This is a genomic window from Cryobacterium sp. N21, from assembly GCF_002929575.1.
Classification (GTDB): domain Bacteria; phylum Actinomycetota; class Actinomycetes; order Actinomycetales; family Microbacteriaceae; genus Cryobacterium; species Cryobacterium flavum.
Window position 1 is genome coordinate 20747 of record NZ_PJJQ01000019.1, and the last position, 20277, is coordinate 41023.

General features: G+C 61.2%; 19 protein-coding genes. 10 read left to right on the forward strand and 9 right to left on the reverse strand.

Going from position 1 to position 20277, the window contains the following annotated elements:
• Positions 1 to 69 precede the first annotated feature (69 nt).
• The 4 genes from sucB to CXY77_RS00985 all read left to right on the forward strand — a co-directional run bounded on the left by sucB (position 70) and on the right by CXY77_RS00985 (position 4060).
• Positions 70 to 1446, forward strand: coding sequence for a 2-oxoglutarate dehydrogenase, E2 component, dihydrolipoamide succinyltransferase (sucB, locus tag CXY77_RS00970; protein WP_255409957.1), 1377 nt, complete (start codon positions 70 to 72; stop codon positions 1444 to 1446).
• 488 nt (positions 1447 to 1934) lie between these two features.
• Positions 1935 to 2165: a hypothetical protein gene (locus CXY77_RS00975; protein ID WP_092341445.1), complete on the forward strand. Its 231-nt coding sequence runs from the start codon at positions 1935 to 1937 to the stop codon at positions 2163 to 2165.
• A gap of 20 nt (positions 2166 to 2185) precedes the next feature.
• Positions 2186 to 2701 carry a GNAT family N-acetyltransferase gene (locus tag CXY77_RS20975; protein WP_369831281.1) on the forward strand — a complete coding sequence of 172 codons (516 nt, stop codon included), beginning with the start codon at positions 2186 to 2188 and terminating at the stop codon, positions 2699 to 2701.
• A gap of 234 nt (positions 2702 to 2935) precedes the next feature.
• Complete coding sequence (locus tag CXY77_RS00985; RefSeq protein ID WP_092341447.1) at positions 2936 to 4060, forward strand: epoxide hydrolase family protein; 1125 nt, start codon at positions 2936 to 2938, stop codon at positions 4058 to 4060.
• 80 nt (positions 4061 to 4140) lie between these two features.
• On the opposite strand, the gene CXY77_RS00990 is transcribed toward CXY77_RS00985, so the two are convergent.
• Both CXY77_RS00990 and CXY77_RS19780 read right to left on the reverse strand, forming a co-directional pair.
• Positions 4141 to 4956: an acyl-CoA thioester hydrolase/BAAT C-terminal domain-containing protein gene (locus tag CXY77_RS00990; RefSeq protein ID WP_092341448.1), complete on the reverse strand. Its 816-nt coding sequence runs from the start codon at positions 4954 to 4956 to the stop codon at positions 4141 to 4143.
• Between the two features lie 120 nt (positions 4957 to 5076).
• Positions 5077 to 5433: a hypothetical protein gene (locus tag CXY77_RS19780; RefSeq protein WP_134505264.1), complete on the reverse strand. Its 357-nt coding sequence runs from the start codon at positions 5431 to 5433 to the stop codon at positions 5077 to 5079.
• Between the two features lie 261 nt (positions 5434 to 5694).
• On the opposite strand from CXY77_RS19780, the gene CXY77_RS00995 reads away from it, so the two are divergent.
• Positions 5695 to 6162 carry a GNAT family N-acetyltransferase gene (locus CXY77_RS00995; protein WP_035880386.1) on the forward strand — a complete coding sequence of 156 codons (468 nt, stop codon included), beginning with the start codon at positions 5695 to 5697 and terminating at the stop codon, positions 6160 to 6162.
• Positions 6163 to 6709: 547 nt separating this feature from the next.
• On the opposite strand, the gene CXY77_RS01000 is transcribed toward CXY77_RS00995, so the two are convergent.
• The 4 genes from CXY77_RS01000 to CXY77_RS20980 all read right to left on the reverse strand — a co-directional run bounded on the left by CXY77_RS01000 (position 6710) and on the right by CXY77_RS20980 (position 11323).
• Positions 6710 to 7597, reverse strand: a complete 888-nt coding sequence (locus CXY77_RS01000) for a DUF6024 family protein (protein ID WP_035879775.1) — start codon at positions 7595 to 7597, stop codon at positions 6710 to 6712.
• On the reverse strand, positions 7597 to 8814 hold the full coding sequence (locus CXY77_RS01005; RefSeq protein WP_081882460.1) for an HAD hydrolase family protein: 1218 nt from the start codon (positions 8812 to 8814) through the stop codon (positions 7597 to 7599). The genes CXY77_RS01000 and CXY77_RS01005 overlap by 1 nt, the downstream gene beginning before the upstream one ends.
• Complete coding sequence (locus CXY77_RS01010; protein WP_198410940.1) at positions 8811 to 9521, reverse strand: hypothetical protein; 711 nt, start codon at positions 9519 to 9521, stop codon at positions 8811 to 8813. Before CXY77_RS01010 ends, CXY77_RS01005 begins: the two co-directional genes overlap by 4 nt.
• 623 nt (positions 9522 to 10144) lie before the next feature.
• The gene (locus CXY77_RS20980) at positions 10145 to 11323 is read right to left on the reverse strand and encodes an MFS transporter (protein WP_104129423.1); all 1179 of its coding nucleotides are present in this window, start codon (positions 11321 to 11323) and stop codon (positions 10145 to 10147) included.
• Between the two features lie 809 nt (positions 11324 to 12132).
• On the opposite strand from CXY77_RS20980, the gene CXY77_RS01025 reads away from it, so the two are divergent.
• Positions 12133 to 12381 (forward strand): hypothetical protein, encoded by a 249-nt coding sequence (locus tag CXY77_RS01025; protein ID WP_134360431.1) that lies wholly within the window; start codon positions 12133 to 12135, stop codon positions 12379 to 12381.
• A 424-nt stretch (positions 12382 to 12805) separates the two neighbouring features.
• On the opposite strand, the gene CXY77_RS01030 is transcribed toward CXY77_RS01025, so the two are convergent.
• Positions 12806 to 13249: a rhodanese-like domain-containing protein gene (locus CXY77_RS01030; RefSeq protein WP_233197150.1), complete on the reverse strand. Its 444-nt coding sequence runs from the start codon at positions 13247 to 13249 to the stop codon at positions 12806 to 12808.
• Between the two features lie 94 nt (positions 13250 to 13343).
• Between CXY77_RS01030 and CXY77_RS01035 the strand changes: the two genes are divergently transcribed.
• A complete protein-coding gene (locus CXY77_RS01035) occupies positions 13344 to 13820 on the forward strand; it encodes an Lrp/AsnC family transcriptional regulator (protein WP_104129425.1) in 477 nt (158 codons plus the stop codon).
• Positions 13821 to 14431: 611 nt separating this feature from the next.
• On the opposite strand, the gene CXY77_RS01040 is transcribed toward CXY77_RS01035, so the two are convergent.
• Positions 14432 to 15028, reverse strand: coding sequence for a hypothetical protein (locus CXY77_RS01040; protein WP_233197151.1), 597 nt, complete (start codon positions 15026 to 15028; stop codon positions 14432 to 14434).
• A 260-nt stretch (positions 15029 to 15288) separates the two neighbouring features.
• Between CXY77_RS01040 and CXY77_RS01045 the strand changes: the two genes are divergently transcribed.
• On the forward strand, positions 15289 to 15717 hold the full coding sequence (locus CXY77_RS01045) for a GNAT family N-acetyltransferase (protein WP_104129426.1): 429 nt from the start codon (positions 15289 to 15291) through the stop codon (positions 15715 to 15717).
• A gap of 892 nt (positions 15718 to 16609) precedes the next feature.
• Here CXY77_RS01045 and CXY77_RS01055 read toward each other — a convergent pair.
• Positions 16610 to 17620: a YafY family protein gene (locus CXY77_RS01055; protein ID WP_104129428.1), complete on the reverse strand. Its 1011-nt coding sequence runs from the start codon at positions 17618 to 17620 to the stop codon at positions 16610 to 16612.
• A 95-nt stretch (positions 17621 to 17715) separates the two neighbouring features.
• Here CXY77_RS01055 and CXY77_RS01060 point away from each other — a divergent pair, with 95 nt between their 5' ends.
• Together CXY77_RS01060 and CXY77_RS01065 are read left to right on the forward strand one after the other, a co-directional pair.
• Positions 17716 to 18747, forward strand: a complete 1032-nt coding sequence (locus CXY77_RS01060) for an NADP-dependent oxidoreductase (RefSeq protein WP_104129429.1) — start codon at positions 17716 to 17718, stop codon at positions 18745 to 18747.
• Complete coding sequence (locus CXY77_RS01065; RefSeq protein ID WP_104129430.1) at positions 18744 to 20135, forward strand: MFS transporter; 1392 nt, start codon at positions 18744 to 18746, stop codon at positions 20133 to 20135. The genes CXY77_RS01060 and CXY77_RS01065 overlap by 4 nt, the downstream gene beginning before the upstream one ends.
• Positions 20136 to 20277: the final 142 nt, after the last annotated feature.

The following is a 20277-nucleotide window of genomic DNA, read 5'->3' on the forward strand; positions in this document are numbered from 1 at the left end:
TAGTCTATACCCGTAGGGGGTAGGGGAAGCGATTGGCGCTCTCCTGAAGCTGCAACAAGTTTGAAAGCGATCCCACGCTGCGAAGGAGACAAGCGCATGAGCGAATCCGTCAGCCTCCCTGCACTCGGAGAGAGTGTCACGGAGGGCACAGTTACCCGCTGGCTGAAGAATGTCGGCGACCGGGTCGAGGTCGATGAGCTGCTGCTGGAGGTCTCGACCGACAAGGTCGACACTGAGATCCCGTCACCCGTCGCGGGTGTCATCGAGGTGATCCTGGTCCCAGAGGATGCGACCGTCGAGGTCGGCACCGCACTCGTAATGATCGGCGATGGTTCCGGTACAGGCGAGGCTCCGGCTGTCTTCGAAGCAGCAGAGCCTGCGGCAGCCCCGGAGGCTCTGGCAGCCCCGGAGGCTTCGGCAACACACGCAGCTGCAGACCCCATTGTTCCTGTCGAGGTGGTGTCTGCAGCCCCGGTGGAGTCCACACCGGTAGCTGAGGTCGCTCCCGCTGCGCCTGCTGCCGCGCCGATGGGAGATTCGCTCACCGTGCCGGCCGGTTCCGTGACGTCGATCGTGCGCAGGCTCACGAACGAACAGGGCGTCGACCTTGCGGCCGTCTCGGGAACGGTCGTCAGCGGTCGTATCCGCAAGGAGGATGTCATCTCGGCCGGCGCTGGGGCTGCAGCATTCGCCGCCCCTGTCGCGACCCGTCAGCCGCTCGAAGTCTCGCCGTTGCGCGGTACCACGGTGCCGATGACGCGTCTGCGCAAGGTGATCGCCGAACGTGCGGTCGTGTCGATGACGTCGATGGCGCAGGTCACGACCGTGGTTGAGGTTGACGTGACCCGGGTCGCTCGTCTTCGCGACAAGGTCAAGGCCGACTTCCTTCTGAAGACCGGCAACAAACTCTCCTTCCTGCCGTTCTTTGCGATGGCCGCAGCCGAGGTGCTCCGCGCCCACCCGATCATCAACTCCACCGTCGATGGTGACAGCATCGTCTACCCGGGGCAGGAGCACATGAGCATCGCCGTCGACACGGAGCGCGGACTCATGGCCCCCGTGATTCGTGACTCCGCGGAGCTCGACATTGCGGGCTTTACCGCGCAGATTTCTGACCTCGCGGAGCGCACTCGCAACAACCAGCTGAAACCCGACGAGCTCGCGGGTGGCACGTTCACGTTGACGAACACGGGGTCACGCGGAGCGCTCTTCGACACCCCGGTCGTCTTCCTTCCCCAGTCGGCGATCCTCGGCACCGGCACGGTGGTCAAGCGCGCGGTGGTCGTCTCGGCTGGCGGGGCAGATGCGATCGCCGTGCGTTCGATGGTGTACCTAGCGTTGTCCTACGATCACCGCACCATCGACGGCGTCGACGCCGCCCGGTACCTCATGGCGGTCAAGGAGCGCCTCGAGGAGGGCGCGTTCGAGCCGGACCTCGGCATTTAGTCGAAAGTCTCGTGCAGTCGCCAATCGGCCGCGCCCAGATGGCGAGGAGCAAGGCCGGTCCTTGTTCGACCGTCGCGAGGGCAATCTCACACACGCCGCAGTTCAGCACCTCGTCTGTGGCTGTTCGAGGTGGGTGATGCGTGCGGGGGATGACTATCGGTATTTGCTGAACATGGTTGTCATTGGTGATGCGAATCGTGATCTGTCGAGTTTGTTCACGAGGTGCTAAGCGGAGAAAAGGACGCCGCTCGGCATAGCGCTCGGCGGTGAGAGTTATCAGCGTACCTGTTGCGTGTGACGGTGTCGATCAGAGTTATAACCGTGGTCCAGGACTATCGGTATTTGCTGAACTCCGTTGTGGCAGGCGACGGCGTCCGGGATGCAGCGTCACCGTTTTCACGGTATTTCCTTGAATTTGGGACACCGCCAGGCACCTGGACCGGATCAGGCCTGGAAGGACTGCCCGGCAGCGTTCAGGTGGCAGTGAGGTGGATGAGACGCAGTTGCGCCGTTTCATGGGTTTCGGACAGGACCCGAACACTGGCGAACAACTCGAACGCCTCTACCCGAAGTTCACGACCACGGCCGAGCGTGTCGAGCGGCGTTTCACATGCATCCCGGTGAATCTGACTCCAGAAGAAGCCGCGGCGCAGTCAGCGTTGGTTGAGGTGGAAGAGACGGCAAAGTCGACGAGCGCCCCGTTGCGGGATTCGATCTGACGTTCTCCGCCCCGAAGTCGGTGTCTACCTTGTGGGCAGTTGCTGATGGCGGGAAGCAAACACTCATCGCCGGGGCACATCATGCCGCGATCCAGGATGTCTTCGCACTGCTCGAACGCGATGTCGCGATGACACGAGTAGGCGCTGCGGGAACACGAGGGGCGATCGTGCAGGGGGAGATCCGTGGGGTGATTGCCGCCGGAGCTTGTCAAGTGCCGACAGCTGAGCGAGCTCAACCGAAATTCGACGATTCAGAGTGTTGGATCGTGGCCGAGGACACAGCCACGGGAATCGTCGGATTCGGGCTCGCCACAAAGCCCGGCAGTGGTCTGGTGCGTGATCCGCCGGCCGCGCCGGTGATCGGCCTCCTCGCCGTCGCTCCAGACGCACAAGGTCGCGGGCTCGGTGCCAATTTTCATGGTTCTCACCACCGAGCTAGCCCTACGTGGCTACGACCAATCCGTACAGCGCGTACTCGCCGATCACCGGACGGCGGTGCACCTCTACGAGAAAATGGGATGGAGACAGCTGGGTGAACCATTCCAGCATTCTCTGTTGAGACGCCCGACCCAGGCATACGTCCTCGATTTGCATGGACTGAGCGCCCGTTAGCCGAACCCCTTATGGGGCGAATTCCTGGCCCGTACTCTACGCGTGCTTCATGGCCCTTTACGGTCCCTGACCGGCGCGAACGTGCGTTCGACCGCGCTTGCCGGTGTCCGATTCTGGGGCAGTTCTCAATCGATACCGCGAACTGGCATCATTCGAGGATGAGCAACAACCCAACACCCTTTGTCATCCACGTCCCTGATGACGTTCTTGCTGATCTGCGCAGTCGTCTGCGGAATACGCGCTGGCCCGATGAGGCGCCTGGAGCTCCATGGAGTCAGGGCACGGATCGGACCGTCCTGCGATTGCTCGTCGATGAGTGGGCCGAGCGTTTTGACTGGCGTGAGCAGGAGCGAGCACTGAACCGCTACCCGCATTTCGTGACCGAAATCTCGGGCACCAAGGTGCATTTCATTCACGTTCGAAACGGGAAGCCCCCACTGATCCTCACCCACGGCTGGCCAAGCTCTTTCGTCGAGTTCCTGCCCCTTGTGGACCGCCTGTCCCGAGACTTCGACCTGCTTATCCCGTCGCTTCCCGGTTATGGCTTCTCCGAACGCCCGGGCCGGGTTGGGATCGATGCCGCCTATACGGCAGGACTGTGGCTCAACATGATGGAGCAGCTCGGGTACTCGCAGTTCGGAGCGATCGGCGGCGACTTCGGCGCGGCGGTGACGACCCACCTCGCTCTCATTGCCCCTGAGCGGGCGACCCGGATCATGATCACCACGCCGGAGATGCATCCTGTCTTGGATGCGAGCAGCCGCCCTCTCTCCGCCGCAGAGAAGGCGTACCTCAAGCACGTGGAAGGGTGGGACGCTACTGAGCGCGGATACAGCTCTATCCAGTCGACTCGCCCTCAGACTGTCGGGTACGGGCTCAGCGACTCGCCGGCTGGACTCGCGGCGTGGCTGATCGAGAAGTGGCGAGCCTGGAGCGACAGCGACGGCGACGTCCTTGAGAAATTCGGGACAGATTTCCTACTCACGAACCTCACGCTCTATTGGGCAACAAACTCGATCACGCCATCAATGCGCGACTACTTCGATGCACGCTGGCACGGCACGGAACTGACCAGTACAGACTTCGTGAGCGTTCCGACCGCCATCTCGGTGTTCGCAAACGAGTTCGCTCCTACGGGGACACCGCCTCGCGAATGGTACGAGCGCCTCTACAACGTCCAGCAATGGTCAATCGCCGCTGCTGGTGGCCATTTCGCCGCTGCCGAGGAACCCGATCGGCTAGCGCACGATGTTCGGACGCACTTCACCGCGAAGTTCCCGTAAGCCGGACCCTTTACGGGCGCCACAACTGGTGCGGATGCCGGAGGGACTTTAGAGCAGGAGAGGGCCCGTAAGAGGAACGTCTACCGCGACAGAGCGAACAAGTCCGTGATCACTTCCCATGCGCGGCTACCGAGGCGTCGATCCGCGGCCTCTGTACCGCCGCGTTGCATCGTCATGCCGCCGGTAACTACAGGCTCACCCGGTAAGACAGTCCGGTGGCCGGCCTCCCGTTCTGCGACGATCGTCGTCGTGAGCCCATGGCTGGCACGCAGCCGCTGGATTCGTTCGGCGTGCGCCACACTCGGCCACACCTGGTCGTCGCCACCGGCGACGAGAATCAGACTCCGGATGCCCTCCACCGCGATCGTGGCGGCCGGGATATGTTCGGCGAATGTTTGACGTGATCCCTCGTACAACGGGCGGAATCGGGGCGGATTCTCCTTCACGTCCTGTCGCCAGTCGAACGGCACATAAGGAAGCCGTGCGCCAGTAAGCGTCCAATGAGATGTCTCGGCATGCGCGCCGTCATAACCGGCCCACACCACATCGGAAGGGGCGAACGCGACCACCCCGTCAACGCTGGCCGAGTGGGCACCACACAAGAGGGCGGCCTCAGCACCAAAAGACGTTCCGACCACGTACACGCGGTCACAGTCCCTCTTAAGCACGTCAATGCGACCCAGGAACATCTCGAGAGGGATGTCCCAAGGGCCGTCGTGTTGACCGGGGCCACCGAACCACCGAATCGACTCAGCTACGCACCCTTCACCTGCGAATATGCGCGCGCGTTGACCATCGATACGGCCGCTTGACCCGGCAAGCACAAGTACGCCGTCGCCCGTCTCGCATTCCGGGTTCCACCGGATCCCTTCGGGGTGGGCAATCTCGACTCGCATCACAAATCCATTCTCGCGTGCACCAACCACGCGCGTTCGCAAAAGGGACGACGAACGCGACAGATCTGGGGCCAAATCAGCTGGCGGCCGAGTGTGCCGACGCCGTGTCACAGAGGAACGTTAACCGAGCGCGAACCCGGAACGGGTGAGCGTCCATAAAGGCGCGACGACGGCAGCCACGACAAACACGATCAAAAGAACCCGTAATGCTTTGTCGCGGCGTTTGGGTTGAAGTACCGCGCCGGTGACCGTGAGCGCAACAAACATGGCAACGAGGAAGGCTGTACCGAGAAGTGCTGAACCCAAGCGGGCATCAGGAGCGCAGCTTGGCGGCGAGGGGTAAATTGCTGGGCAAATAGTGGGCAGCGATTGGGCTAACCAGATCAACAAAATAGACACGGCGCCGATCACGGCAGCCGGCACCGTCGACCGCCATAAAGCTCGCGTTTTAGCCTGATCATCCGCTTTGGTCGTCATGCGCTCAGAGTAACGGGGAATTACGCTGGCCCGTAGTTCGTGAAAACTCGATACAGTCCTGCCCGTAACCCGGACGCTCAGCGGGCACACAATCGCGTGAAGCCATTGGCGTCGACTTCGGACCCGAGAGGCCCGGAAGGGGAACCCCCTGCGGGACGCAGAAGAAGGGATGCCTTCGTCGCTATCTAAATTGCCGCGCGGAAGCGATCCCTGCGAACCACATCGTGAACCATCTGTTGTGCGATCGGGCAGACTGGCGAGATGACGAAGATCGTGGTGCGTGAAGCCAAAGCACTCGAGACGGAGGCAATCGCGGGATTGCGCTGGCGGTGGGTGGTGGAGCGGGGCGGAGTTCCGGTCGTGAGCCGGGAGGACTTCGTGGCGTCCGTAGTGGCTTTCGCGTCCGCGCATGAGCAGACACATCACCGGGTCGTGGCGATGCGCAGCGGAGTGGTCGTCGGCATGGCCTGGCTGGCGGTGCTACCCCGCGTGCCCAGCCCGCGCGCCACCGATCGTGCTTCCGGAGACGTGCAGTGCGTGTACGTCGTCCCCGAGGAACGAAACGTCGGCATCGGCGACACGATGATGACGGCCGTTCTGGACAAAGCTCGACAGCTGGGCCTCGAACACGTCACGGTGCACTCCAGCCCCGAGGCAATCCACCTCTACGAACGCACCGGGTTCACCGCCTCACCGCGCGTCTTGTTCGCCGATTTCGCCGGTCGTTGACGGGTTGCGACGCTCTGGGAGTCGAGCGTTAGCCGGTCGCGAGGGTGCTCAGTCGGGATGCTGGTCGTTCCGTCCGTGTTGCGCCGCACCGCGTCGTTGACGAGAGCGCCCGTGCCGCCGAGGAGCGCACGAAGAACGGCTGTCAAACGATCGAAATGCAGGAGCGTGCAGAGTTTGTCCAAATGAGAATTCTTGTCCAGAGGAGCTCGCAAGCGGAACCTTTAGTGAGATGTCGGAAGGGAGCTGGTGAACACCACTTCGGGCATCTGGGAAGTCGTCTGCGCCGGATGCTTTACACGGTCCTGCGGCGATGAGACGTGTTGGACCGTCAGGGTGCGATCGATTCTCGGAGAAAACTGCAGCGGGAAATTTCAGAGGTTTCCCATTCCTCAGGTTCTTCGAAATTTACGTCTGTGGTGCGTGACTGTTGAAGTGATAAATGCACCGAGGAGTAGGACCGTGAGGACCGCAAAAGATACGCGGGTCGGATTGATCCAGGCGGGAATCATGTCGTAGTTGGCGTTGCACGTATCACGCAAATGCGTTGTCAGCGCCCCAGAGCCCGATTGACGGCCATCCGGAACTCGAGGACGTGATCGACTGCCGCTTCGCCCGGCCTGCCTCTTCGTACGAAGGAGAAGCGGGCTGTGTTGAACTCCCGGAAATGACGCCAACCCGTCGGCGCCAGTCGATCCGCGACAGGAATGCCGTCGGTGGTGGTCAGGCACACATACGGCGCACCCGGCCCTGACGCCAGTGGTCGAAGCCCGCGATCGAGACACCACGCGCTCAGCTCCGGACTGACGTTCACTTGGGCCAGGTTGGCTATCCTCCCGTCAAGGTTCTTGATCGCCGAAGCGGCGCGGCGAAGAAGTTCGATAGACTGGGCACCTGACTCGGCCACCCTTAGGACGCGATGAACCGGTTCCAGGTCGGGGACATCGCGGCGGACCAGCACCAGTCCCAGGCCGACCACCAGGCCAAGGTGCTTGTGCAAAGGCGCGATCGCGACGTCGCTGCCTGTCAGGAGCGCGGGGGTGAGCACAGTACCGAGTGACTGTGCAGCGTCGACGATACGGATGCTTCGTCCACCAAGTTCATCGACCACTGCGGTGACCGGCGAGACGTGGGTTCGCAGCTCCCAGTCGGCTAATGGCCCGGCTCGCGGCAGCAGAAAATTATAAGGCGAGTAGTGCTGTTCGATGGGGCCCTCGGTATTGATGCTGCGGCCTGCGTTGGTCGCGGCGAACAACACCGCCATCAAGGCGGAGGTGGAATTATGAAGCAGATAGGGCCGGAAGTCTCCCGCGCCCAGGTCACGGACTAGTGCGCAGGTGATGGTGGACCGCAGCTCCGCTGCCTGAGCGTAGTAGTGTCCGTGCCCGGTAGACACCTGCAGATCTGGATGTAACGCCGCAGCGTCCAGTGCGCACATCAGGCCTCGAGCTCATCGGAGGCTGGAATACTCACCACGTGCCACAAAGCCGTGGCCACTGCGGCATCATCAGCTGATACCCGGCGCACATGTCTGGCTCGTTCCAGGCCGGGTAACCCGATGCCGACCACGAACGCAACGTCGGCCCGGGCTAGCAACTCTTGGTCATTCAGGTCGTTGCCGAACGCCACAACCACTGACCCGTTAGCGTTCATCCGGAGGTCAAGTGGCTTCGCTTTTGTGACGCCGGCGGCTGTGATATCGATAACCCCGCCGGCGTGCAGACATATCTCCACGTCGTCGCCGGCCGAGTCCCGGAGTCGGCATATCCACAAGGCAGAATCCTGCGAGTCCACAACCAGCTTGATGACAGTCGCCAGGTCAGGGTCAGCGTCGGGGCTGTACTCGGCCCGATCGGGATAGGCCATCCACGAGAAGCCGCCGCCGCTGACGACAAACCGGTCGCCATACTCAAGGTAGAAGGGAACGGCCTCTGCGCGAAGGCACGCGATCATCGCCCTCAAGGGTTCACACGGCAGCGCTGTGGTCTCGGTCTCCCTTCCGTGGCCAGTCCGGAAGGCACCGTTGCAGCACCACCACTCATCCACTCGATCGGCCAACGCACCCATGATTTTGCGGGCTCCGCGAGGAGCGCGTGACGTAGCCACCACCAGATGGATATCGCTTCGCTCGCCCAGATGGTCCAGGGCCGCGCTCACCTTGGGTCCCGGGTGGCCTCCGTCGAAGGCGATGGTGCCGTCCAGGTCGACGATGATGGTGCGCTCGGCAGGCCGACCGAGACTCGGCATCGACCCCGGACGCAGCAGCCCCTGGGCGAGGAGCGCGGGCACCACGAAATGATCGAAAATCGAGCCCAGCTCGATACCTGCCTCTCGGAATCCGCCGTCGATCCAGGCGACCTCCTCGATTTCCTGACCCGGGGTTGCGGTCCCGTCCGCCTCAGCGAGAAACACCTCGATCCGCACCGTCGAAGACGGCTCAAAGGCAGCGCGGTCAGAGTAGGTCCCAAACCGTTGCCAAGACCGTAGATGCAGCCCGGTCTCTTCTGTGAGCTCACGTGCCAAGGCCTGGTCCATTCTTTCCCCAGGTTCCGGTTTTCCTCCCGGGGAAATAAAAGTCGTCGAGCCACGCTTTCGAACCACAAGGAGTAAGCCGCCACGGAGGATCACAGCGGCCGCCTTGTCGATTCTCCTCATCCAGTAATCTCAGCCCGATCGCGCGTCTCGTGACCAATGGCCAACGAACGCCCGCTGAGAAAGTTGATGATGTCGTGACTCAGGGCCTCCTTCTCCTGGAGGTAGGCCAGGATGGTCTCATCCGTTGGTGTGGAGAAGCTGTCGCCGAAGATAGAGACACCCTCCAAAGACTTTGTGGAGAGGCCGAGCTGAAGGAGGCGATATTTGACGTCGTCGCCCGATGTGGCGAACTCGTAGATAGGACTGCGGTAGTCGATTCCATATTCAGCGAGGAACCCCTCGAAGTACTCTCGGGCGACCATGCGCTGCTCGGGGAAGTCCTGCTGATAGCGAGCGATGCCATCGTTCATAATGGCGAGGCCGTTGCGACGACAGTAGTCGACGGCGTGTGCGTGGATGGCGATTTTCTCGCCGAGAAGGATGAGATTCTTGCGGTGGGTCAAGATATCGTGCTCGATATTCGCTATTGCGATGGACCGGAAGGCGCCGCTCACGTCACTGACTACGTGAGTCACGACGAGGTCACCGAAGCGGGCCTGCAGCTCCTTAACTCGAAGGGTGAGCAGTCCGCGGTGGAGCGAGCATCCGCTATTTCCACTGAAGAGGTGGACGGGGATCCCCTGGAGCATGAGGCGGGCAGCAACCAGAGTGCTGTCTCGTCCGCCACTGAACATAACCAACTGGGCATTCTCTTTTTCAATAAGCATTTATTCTCCGTAATTCATTGTCAATGACTGCTAATGACTGCTAATGACTGCTAATGACTACCAATGCTTCGCGCAGCCTAGCAGACCGTTAGCGCGCCTAGAATTATGACTGGTCAGCCTGCCGGCGTGGATGTTCGATTTCTGCGTGTTACTGGTGAATGCTGATGTGATGAGTGGTGCGCCCGTACCGTGACTTGAGACAGTCGGTAGGAGGATCATGTTTCATAATGAATTGTCGTAACATTCAGTGTATGGACGCACCCTGTAGACGGTTGAAAGTATCATTTTCGTTCACCCTGTAAGACCGACAAAACCTTCCGTGACACCAACCGATATAACAGGTTGCAATGGCCTGCCGCGGATATCTCGGACAGTCGGCCCTGGGTGAACATGGTGATCGCTGATCAAGTTTATTTCCTGGGATCGACGGGTGAATGAAGGCTCGATAAGTGGGGAAGATACAGTTCAAGATCATCATGGTGTCGCGGGTTCAAGTCCCCTTTCCGCTAGACAGCATTCACTAAAATTGCCCAGAACTTCCGCCGAAGTCCGGGGCATTCTTCTTCCTGTTATGGGTCGAGACCTGGCTAGAGCCTCGTGTCGAGAGAGATATCCGCAACCCGCTATATGTCTGCACGCGGGTAGCGCGGTTTGCCACGGAGCGCGAGCGGAAGCGTAGCGAGGCAGATGCCGGCCGCGACGAGCAGTGCCGTGGAAAATGACAGCCCGGCAGCGAGTGTACCGATCAGCACTGAGCCCACTGCCGTGCCCAAATCGAATCCTATGTTCCACACAGCGCTGGCGGTGCCGTACTGCCCCCGTTTCGCCGCGGCGAGGGACAGCAGCAGGGTCAGGTTCTGGAGTCCACCAAAAGCGATGCCGACTAAGATCAGCCCTGCAAGGAAGAGCAGGATGCTCGTCGCGTCAGGATTCTCGACCGCGGTGGCGGTGAGAATAAGACCGATGACTGATATCAGCACCAGCGGCCACAAAAAGCGCTGGGCGCCATAATGATCAGCTAGTCCGCCAACGCCCCACCGAGTCACTGCCGCGCTGAAGGTGAGCAGCGCGAGTCCGCCGGCCGTCGCGGCTGGCGCTGAACTCATCTGTGGCGCGAAGGTGATGAGCGCACCGCCGGCCAGTGTGACGCCACCAAGGAGAAGCATGGGGCCAAGGAGGCTGCCCAGCAGAAGCCGCCCCCCAGTCCCCGTGTTGTTCACCGTTGTCGTGGGTTCGGTCGGCGGCTGAAGAGCGCGTTCGGCTGTCTGTTCCCGCAGAACACGGGCCAGTTGTGGCGCAGAACTGATGCCCAGAATCGGCAGGGTGCCGATTGCAAAAACTGCCCAGAATCCCACTGACTCGGACATCCATGGCCCGAGGGGGAAAAGAACTACTTGCGGCACCGCGATTGCCGCACCGCAGGCCCCGATGGCTGCACCGTGTTGGGCACGCGGTACGAGATTGGCCACCACGGTCGATCCGGCCACGGTGAGCACACCAAACCCTATGCCACGCACTATTGAGAGGAGCAAAATCCAATTCAGATGGTCAGAGAAAAGAAACAGCAACGACGGAACCCCCAGAAGCACCAGGCCAGCGGCCAACACGCGACCGGTTCCTAGACGACTGAGAAGTCGGGGAACGAACGGCTGCGTCACAACCGTTGCCAGCAGCAACACTCCATTGACGAGACCGGCACCGGCCTCATTCGCACCGCCGGTTACCGCCCAAAGGGGTACGACGGGTAGGAGGGCAGAGAAACCGGCGAATCCAGCGGCCGCGAAAACAAGGAGCGCCGGCATTCCTGCAGCGCGCCACACCGGCGGTGGGGTTGGTGCGGGATTGGGGCTCACGTTGGACAACCCTAACCGTAACCCTAACTCCAACTCCAACTCCTAAGCGCCAAGGGCGGTGTTGCGATCAGCAATGGGGCCAACATTTTCTTGTTGCGCGGTCGACCTGATCTCCTGGGTACGGTGGTCGCCGCTTGTTTACTCGGGTGCACGGCCGACCGCGTGTCTCCAGAATCTGACACAGGCGCGTCCGCGAACGAGGGGACCGATAGGACCGAGACTCGATCGGCCAAGATAGCTCGATGTATGCAGGCGGAAGGGTGGGACGTCACGTACTACCCGTCAGATGACTCGTACGGTGGCGAGACGTCGACGGATCAGGCAGATCAGTATGACGCGTCGGCCGTCGAATGTGGAGAGCGGTTTCCCGTGACCGGCCCGAGCTCGTTTGAAGAGTATTCTCAAGCTGATTGGGATCAGTTGTACAAGGGCGAGGTTGCCCGGGCTGCTTGCTTGCGAGCGGAAGGGGTTGAGATCCCGGGTGCGCCGTCGAAGACTGTTTTCATCGAGGAGTACCCGTCCGGGGATGGCTGGTATGCGTACAGCTTCGTTTCTCCGTCAGAAGTCGGACGTGATACTTGGGAGGACCTGAATCAGGCGTGTCCTCAGTCGTGATCACTCGTCTCAGCTGAGTTATTCTCACTTAAATAATTACCGTCATCGACCAGCCCTCGATAACGCATTGGCTCATTGGGCGGCGTTCGCCTACCTCGGAGTGGTGAGCATCTTCACCCGGGCTGCCGCTTTTCGTACCGCGAGTGGCCATCGGGGCTATGGCCCAGGTCAGCCAGGTGCAACGCACCCGACCTACCCTGCACATCCTCTGGACAGCGCTACTCCTCCGCGAAGAGCTCAACTGGCGGACCATCATTGGCGGCATCGCCGTCATTCTCTGCGCCGTCATCACCGTGCGAAACACCTCTATCGCGTCAGGCTCACCCTCCGCCGAGGACCGTGAAGTTGGACCAGAAACAGTCGAGGCGATGCCGAGCACCAACCGCCCGTAAGCCGAACCCTCTACGGGACCTGCTACGTCCCGGTGGTTGACTCGCTGGTTGTCGTCAGTCGCGGTGAAGCCATGAGGTGCTGCCTCACCTTTGATCACGGCCATGGAGAGTTTGCCGAGCCCGTGCCCACGCGCATGGTCTCGTATGAACAGGCAATCCATGTTCAGAAACTCGCTTGCCTGCCAGGTCGAGAGCTCCGCGGTGACGGTCGAATACCCCACGAGAGCTCCGGCGTGCGAGGCGCCAACGAAGCGTCGCAGACGTGATGGCGGGGTGCCAAAGAGAAGGGGCGCAAGTCGAATTGCAAGGTCGGAGGGAAGCGACCCTCCGGTTTCGTATGCTGCGTTTTCGTAGATCATCGGCACGATTTCGTCCAGATCCTCCGGCTCTGCGGGACGATGTCAGACGAATGGCGCTGCGGGTTTCAGCACTCACAGCTGATCTCGTTCAGCGGTGCCGTAAGGGCGTCTTTCGCCCGAACTATCGGACCGTGATCGTTTTCGGTGAGGTACCCCTCTCGTGCCCAGTACTCGTATCCGCCGATCATCTCTTTGACTTGGTAGCCGAGGGTGGCGAAGGCGAGAGCTGCCCGGGTCGAGCCGTTACATCCGGGGCCCCAGCAATACACAACGACTGGGGTGCTGATGGGGATGCTGGCTAACGCTTGGGTGGCGATGCTGCCAGTGGGTAGGTGGAGCGCACCAGTGATGCGGCCTTGCCGCCAGCTTGCATCCCCACGGGAATCGATCAGCACGAACGAGGTTCCGTTGACGAAATCAGCATGCACATCGGAGGGGTCGGTTTCGAAGGAGAGTTTGCCGGCGAAGTGAACGATGGCCGGGTCCATCAAAACGGGAGTTGTTGTCATGAAAGATGAAGATACGGGGTAATAACCACTATCTAAAGAGATCAATCACGGCATTGTGGCCTCGCATCGGTAATTGTGCAGGCAGTATTGCAAGATGACCGCAATATCTTCTTTCGGGCTCGACAAGGTCGATACCGATATCCTTTCCGCTCTCCAGGCGGACGGACGACAGACCATCGCCCAGCTCAGCCGTGTTCTCAACATGTCCAACAGTGCGGTTGCCGAGCGGGTGCGACGCTTGGAAGAAAGCGGCGTGATCAGCGGCTACAGCGCCGTGGTGGATGCGTCCAGGCTCGGGTTTACGATCATGGCCTACCTTCGTTTGCGCTACCCGAGCAGTATCTACGAACCGCTCCACACCTTGCTGGCCGAAATCCCAGAGGTCATCGAGGCCCATCATGTGACCGGCGAGGACTGTTTCATCATGAAGGTTGTCGCCACATCCATGCAGCACCTCGAACAAGTCAGCGGCCGCATCGGAACCCTCGGCAGCGTGACCACCAGCGTGGTCTACTCCAGCCCCCTACAGCCGCGACCGCTGCTGCCACCTACGAGCAAACCGACCAAGTAAGGAAAGGAGCCGCCCGTAAGCCGGACGACCAGCGCGACAGATCTGAGGCCAACACACCTAGCGGCCGAGTGCGCCGACGTTGTGTCACGGGGGAACCCCCACTGGGACGATCTGACGTGAAACCGAACGCGCACGTCATGTCGGCCCAAAGCCGTTCCCATCTGACACTCCGCGCCCATGTGGTCATTTGGTATTCGAGAAGCAGGACAATAACGCCCACGGTGTCTTTTTCAAAGAGCGTCGACAAGCGATGCCGACTGTCGCGGTTCACCGTCCGGTGAACGTCCCGCTTATTGCCGAGGGCGGCGATGGTTTGGTCGGGTGTCATCAGGGGTGACGCCGGTATCGAACAGCTTCGAAGCAGACACCTCCTCCGCGTAACCGCGCCGGGAGCGAACGAGCGCCCCAGTACGTCCGCTGCCTTGCGGTCTTTCGGCCCGGTTGAAATCCGAACGCGAGGCCTACCGGAGGAAACTGAGCCAGCTCCAACTCGCGCTGGCCAAGGCGCAGGGTGAGAACTTAGAGCTCAGACGGCGCCTCGCCGGCCACGAGGATTAGGGCTAGAGAGATGAGGAGCGGCCCGGCAAGCGGCCGCATTCGGCGGAGTGGAACTAACTACCTGGCCCGGTCGGATCGATCGGCGCACCGTCGCCATCCTCAGGTAGGTCTCCGCGCTCCACCGGTTCGCCCGGAGTCTTGGGAACGTCGGAGAAGAGCAGTTCGAGTTCCGCATCCGATGGCACGTGCACTTTCTTCGCGGCTGTCAGAAGATCCGCTGGCGACGCGTCGTTCATTCCGGATACCCAGATCAGCGCACCGTCTCGCACAGCGACGTACTCGTGGATGCCACCAGCCGACCGATGCCAGACGCCATCCTCATTGGCACACGTCACCGCTCCGCCGGGCGCATCCCAAAGGGGTGTCGCAGCACACGACGCTTCCGTGAGTTCACCGAAATCGCTACGGATGGTCAGCATCGCACCCGTGCTGCTGTTGAACCAGGTAGCCGACATCCCGTCTGCATCACCCGGCCCGACCGACTGCGGTGCGAGATCGTAGCCGTCCACCTCAGTCGTGTACACGAGTTCAGGAGCGATACCAACAGCTCTCGCGAGCTCGGCGATCGAATCCAGGCTCGCCGCATCCGCGCCCGTCGTCGACGCGCATCCAGTGAGAGATACGCAGACGGACGCCACAGATGCAGCCACGGCTAATGTCCACGCCCAAGGAAAGCGACCAGATCGACGCAAGAGCACCCCCTCCTTCGGTCACGGCTGTGCTTGGCGACTCTGCCAATCGCCAGCTCGTACAGTGTGAGTCTACGGTCCGGCCTACCCGGCCGGGGCATGTGCCGACGACGCGCGACAGAAGACCGCGCACAGTGGGGATACGGGGAGTCTGCACGCCCCATCACGAACCGTCAGCGGGACATTGCTTGGGCCCGCATAGACGTGTGACAGCATGTCCCATGCCCACCTTTACCTTTTCCGAGTCGAAGCACCTCCTGCGACATGATCTCGTTGGTCTCTATTCAAGCGTCGGGTGGACGGCGTACGCGAGCGACCCAGATGCCCTTGTCCGTGCGCTGGAGCAGTCGTCGTACGTCCTGACGGCGAGGAACGCGGACGGCGAACTTGTGGGATTGGCCCGCGTCGTCTCCGACGACAGCACTATTTGTTATCTCCAAGACATCCTTGTGAGCCCCAGTCAACAACGCGCCGGCCTCGGCAAGGCCCTGGTAGAAAAGGTCCTGGAGCGCTACGTCCACGTTCGACAGAAGGTACTTCTAACCGATGACGAACCTGGCCAGCGCGCATTCTACGAATCCCTGGGCTTCGTCGAAGGAAGTGACTTCAGCCCGACTCCATTGCGTACTTTCGTTCAAATCGGGGGCTAAGAGCAATCGCCCGTCTTCGAGAGGGGAACGTCAAACGGGACACTCGAACTTCGAGCCTTTCGCTGACGGACGCCGGACCAAAACTGATTTTGTCTAATTCATTTCGTGTCGTGCTCTTGCAGGCGCGGCCGAAACCGCGACCGCTGACTCGGGGGCGTTTGCAGGACGCGTCGGCGCCTCCTGGCGACCAAAACGGTCGGAATGAGAAGGCCGCCTGAAGCAACCGGACCGGCGCCGCTAACATCGTTTAAAAGGACCGCTGACCTCGTTCAATGTCTTCTTGCATCTTCGTCATCGCCTTCGCGACCTCCGGGTTGGAACCCGCCAAGTCCCGCGCGGATCTATTGAACCTTCGTCGTGACGAAAGGAAATAGAACGCCGCGAGGATGGCTAGGGCCAGAACGAGTCCCCCTCCTGCGATGAGCACAATCATTAGGCCGCCTGCAGTCATGGAAGATCCTTTCGCGGTTTCTTGGACATCATCCTTACACGAAACGATGCAGAGAATTAATTATCGTCAGCCGTTCCCTGATTCGCGCTAGAGATCTTCCAGAGTGCTAACGCCTTGCATGAGTGGAAGCTCTGAGCAGGCTCGTATCATACGCCAGCTCCCTCCCGTGCCGCTGAAGATGGGACGGACCGAGAACGAACCATCGAGTACACGACGCCTTGACCAACGAACAAGGCAAAATCAAATTTCAAGTCGGCGTCCGCAAGCCGAACCCGCCACGGGACTATCAAATTTTGAATCTGTCGCTGACTTTGCTGACGCCATTGAGCCGGCCATTCATCGTCGAAAACCTCGCTGAGTAGAAGTGGCGCGTCCCAGAAAACGGATCGTGGGCCTGCGCCTAAATCACGTGCACGCCACAGTTAGGAGCTAACACTTCTGCTATTTCGCCGCAGACCCCCCTGTGGCCTCTTTCGAAGCTGTGCGTTTTGCCTCGGTGGCGATGGTCGCAAATGCCGCTCGCAGCGCCGGTGGGTCTACGACGGTTAGGGGTCTATTAATTAGAAGCAGCCAGCGTGCGATCGCGTTGTAGCTGTCCGCGCCGGCCTGGAGGATTGACGTTTCGGCTGTTTCCTCGGTAATGGTTCCCCAGGCGGCTGAGATCCAGTGGGCGACCTCAGCGCGGGGAGCGTGCACGCGCACGGTCGCGGTGACCTGCCGGACCGCCGCACCGACTCGGCCCGCGACATAAAGATCAAGGTCTTCCGCCGGCGGTTTTCGAGGGCGACTTGAGGCTGTCGTGATGGTGGCATCCTCTAGGCGGTCGACACGAAAGATGCGCCAGTCGTTCGCATCGAGGGAGAACGCGACGAGGTGCCACCGGTTCATCGTGCGAACCAGATGGAGCGGCTCGAGGTATCGGCGATTACTCGATCCCGCGTGGCCCTTGTACGTGACCTCGATTTGTCGACGGTCCCGGCAGGCTCGAGCAAGCAGCACAAGAGTGTTCGTGTTTACGGGCACCGGGTCTGAGCCGATCTGGCTGCCAAGGTCGATGCGGCTGGAGTTCTCTGCCAGGGCGTCGATCGTGGAACGCAGTCGGGGCGGCATGACCCGATTGAGCTTGTCGAGGGCGCTGAGTGCCCCCGGCGCTGCGCCCCGATTGCCTGTCGCGGAGGCATCCTGCAGCGCGAGGAGGGTGGCAATTGCTTCCTCGGCGTCGAACATCAGCGGAGGCAATGTTGTACCGGCTTCGAGCTGGTAGCCACCACCGATTCCATGGATGCTGGCCACCGGGTAGCCCAGATCACGGAGCCGGGCGACGTCGCGTCGAACAGTGCGGGCCGTGACCTCCAGTTCGACTGCTAACTCGGCGGCATTCCACTCCCGGGTGCGTTGGAGCAGCGCTAACAATCTCAGCAGTCGTCCGGAGGTATCCCACATGACATTCATCTTCCACCCTGTTGCGGACAAGACCTGTCCGGTACTGCTTCTACGGTGGCAACTGCCCCGCAACCACCGCGCCGAATTCACCTGGAGAATTTCACATGCCCAACGTCACCGCGCTTGCCGCCACCACCGAAATCGTCCTGAACCAGTACCGCACCGATCACACCGTCTCTCCATCGCACTGCCTCACTCTGCAGACGATCGAAGCCGTCCGTCTGGAGCCCGGTCAGGTTCGGGTGCGAAACGATTTCATGCAGATCACCGCCGTCATGGCCGATCTCATGACAGAACATCCCGGCCTTCCGATGCCGCCCTATGCGCTGGGGACGCCGCTCTGGGGCGGAGCCGTTGGAACAGTTACAGAGTCAGCAGCCGACCTGCTGGTCGGATCGGTCGTGACTCACATGAGCGGATGGCGGGAAGAGACCGTTGCCGCCGCGGAAACGTTTTGGCCGGTACCGATCGAGGTACTGCCGGGAGCGGAATACGTGCTGAATCAAGGTGTCACTGCCTATCACGGGATCGTCGATATCGCCCAGGTCCGGGAGGGCGACGTGGTTTTCGTCAGCGGGGCCGCGGGCGGCGTGGGTTCACTCGCCGGACAAATCGCTAAAGCCCTAGGCGCGAAGACCGTCATTGGGAGCGCCGGCAGTGCTGCCAAAGTCGCCTACCTGGTCGACGAGCTCGGCTTCGACGCTGCGATCAACTACCGCACAGAGTCGATCGCCTCCCGCTTGCAAGCACTGGCGCCAGAAGGCATCGACGTCTTTTTCGACACGGTTGGCGGTGACCAATTTGAGGCGGCAGTTCAGGCCGCGGCTCCCGGCGGACGCTCCGCGCTCTGCGGGGCGCTGGCGGGCCAGATCGATGGCGGCGACGCCGGCAGTCCGCGTCTTGACATCATGACGGCCATCGTCAAACAACTTCAGATTCGTCCCTTCTCGACCTTCCACACCCCCGACCAGATCCGAGCCTGGAACCAGCACTACGGGCTCTGGCTCAGTGAAGGCAAAATCATCTTTCCGCACACCATCGTCAACGGCGGCCTCTCAGCTGCGCCGGCGGTCCTTGACGGACTCCTCCAGGGGAAGTTTCGCGGCAACGTCATCGTTCGCCTCGACCGCGAGTGAAACAACACCGCGCTATCCTCGCCGTCTGCAGTATTGCGCAGCTCCTGGTCGTTCTCGATAGTTCAATCTTGACCGTCGCACTGCCGCAGTTGGCAGCCGACCTCGGCATCTCACGCGAAAACCTGCCCTGGGTCGTGAACGCGTTCGCTATTCCGATCGCTGGGCTGCTCCTCGTGTCGGGACGCTTAGCCGATACTTTTGGCGCGCGTCGGATCCTGCTTGTCGGATTTGCTCTTTTTGCAGTGGCCAGTTTGGTCGGAGGGATGGCCCCAACGGCCGGCGTCCTGATCGCGGCGCGCGTGGCCCAAGGAATCGCTGCGGCGCTTATCTCGCCCGCGACGCTATCGCTGCTGTCATATTCCTTTTCTGCAGGCCCAGATCGCGCTCGTGCGTTTGGACTGTGGGGTGCCGCGGCCGGCAGCGGCGGCGCGATTGGCGTTCTCGCCGGCGGCCTCCTGGTCGAGTGGGCGGGTTGGCGGTGGACTCTTCTCGTGAACATCCCGCTGTGCGTGGTTCTCCTTGGCCTTTTAACCATCGCTATCGGCCGCATTCAGCCAGTACAGAAAGACGACCTCGATCTGCCCGGGGCGGCGACCGGAACCGTCTGCGTCACGACCCTGACGCTGGGGTTCGCGTCGCTCCAATCAGAGTGGCTCGACGTCCCCGCGGCTGTCTGGTTGATCACAGCAGCGGTGAGCCTCCTACTGTTCGTATTCATCGAAATCCGATCATCGCCGAATCCCCTGCTACCCCTTCGACGCTTGGCCGGGGAACGAGTGTGGCAGCTCCCCGTGGCGATGCTTCTCGTGGGTGGGGCGATGACCAGTACGTTCTATTTTCTGACCCTGAATTTCCAAGTGCACAGAGAGCTGAATGCTCTGCAAACAGGGTTGTCATTTCTGCCTCTATCCGTGGCCGCCTTTATCGCGGCCGCTGCCTCCCCGGGCATCGTGAGAAAGCTCGGATCCATAGGTTCGGCTGTCCTCGCCGTCTTACTGATGGGTCTGTGTCTGGTCACCATCGCGGCCCTAGCTCAGGATGGTTGGACAGGTGCGATCATTCTGATCAGTGCTGGCTTTGGCGCCGGAATGGGAGTGGCGATCAGTACCCTTGCCAACCTCATCACGGCATCCTGTCCCAGCAGCCTCGGAGGCATCGCCTCCGGAACCCTCACGACTGCCCAGCAGATTGGGAACACCATCGGACTCGCTGCCATAGTCTCCATCGACCTCGGAACCGCATCCCCCGGCCACGATATTGCGTTCCTGGCGGCCGCATTACTGGCACTCATCACAGCCGGATGGCTCGCCTACCAAGCAATGAGACGACGATCCAACAGGTCAATAAATACACCCTCACCACGTCCTGCTGCACACAACAGCCTCTGAATCGTTGCGGCACACCATCGGCTGAAATTGCGCCAATAAAACCGGGTCCCGTAAGACGAACGGCGGATTCAACCGGTCGTCGCAACGATGGGCTTTTCTGGCTCTGATAATAGTCGTTGCATGGCTTCAGCGGGTGTGCTGC

What these genes read in the sequence shown, in the direction of transcription:
- CXY77_RS00985 (WP_092341447.1), top strand. Translation starts at nt 2,936, where the DNA reads ATGAGCAACAACCCAACACCCTTTGTCATCCACGTCCCTGATGACGTT.
- CXY77_RS01005 (WP_081882460.1), bottom strand. Translation starts at nt 8,814, where the DNA reads ATGAGGAGAATCGACAAGGCGGCCGCTGTGATCCTCCGTGGCGGCTTA.
- CXY77_RS01010 (WP_198410940.1), bottom strand. Translation starts at nt 9,521, where the DNA reads ATGCTTATTGAAAAAGAGAATGCCCAGTTGGTTATGTTCAGTGGCGGA.
- CXY77_RS00990 (WP_092341448.1), bottom strand. Translation starts at nt 4,956, where the DNA reads ATGCGAGTCGAGATTGCCCACCCCGAAGGGATCCGGTGGAACCCGGAA.
- CXY77_RS19780 (WP_134505264.1), bottom strand. Translation starts at nt 5,433, where the DNA reads ATGACGACCAAAGCGGATGATCAGGCTAAAACGCGAGCTTTATGGCGG.
- CXY77_RS01030 (WP_233197150.1), bottom strand. Translation starts at nt 13,249, where the DNA reads ATGACAACAACTCCCGTTTTGATGGACCCGGCCATCGTTCACTTCGCC.
- CXY77_RS20980 (WP_104129423.1), bottom strand. Translation starts at nt 11,323, where the DNA reads ATGCCGGCGCTCCTTGTTTTCGCGGCCGCTGGATTCGCCGGTTTCTCT.
- CXY77_RS01055 (WP_104129428.1), bottom strand. Translation starts at nt 17,620, where the DNA reads ATGAATGTCATGTGGGATACCTCCGGACGACTGCTGAGATTGTTAGCG.
- CXY77_RS01045 (WP_104129426.1), top strand. Translation starts at nt 15,289, where the DNA reads ATGCCCACCTTTACCTTTTCCGAGTCGAAGCACCTCCTGCGACATGAT.
- CXY77_RS01060 (WP_104129429.1), top strand. Translation starts at nt 17,716, where the DNA reads ATGCCCAACGTCACCGCGCTTGCCGCCACCACCGAAATCGTCCTGAAC.
- CXY77_RS00995 (WP_035880386.1), top strand. Translation starts at nt 5,695, where the DNA reads ATGACGAAGATCGTGGTGCGTGAAGCCAAAGCACTCGAGACGGAGGCA.
- CXY77_RS01000 (WP_035879775.1), bottom strand. Translation starts at nt 7,597, where the DNA reads ATGTGCGCACTGGACGCTGCGGCGTTACATCCAGATCTGCAGGTGTCT.
- CXY77_RS01035 (WP_104129425.1), top strand. Translation starts at nt 13,344, where the DNA reads ATGACCGCAATATCTTCTTTCGGGCTCGACAAGGTCGATACCGATATC.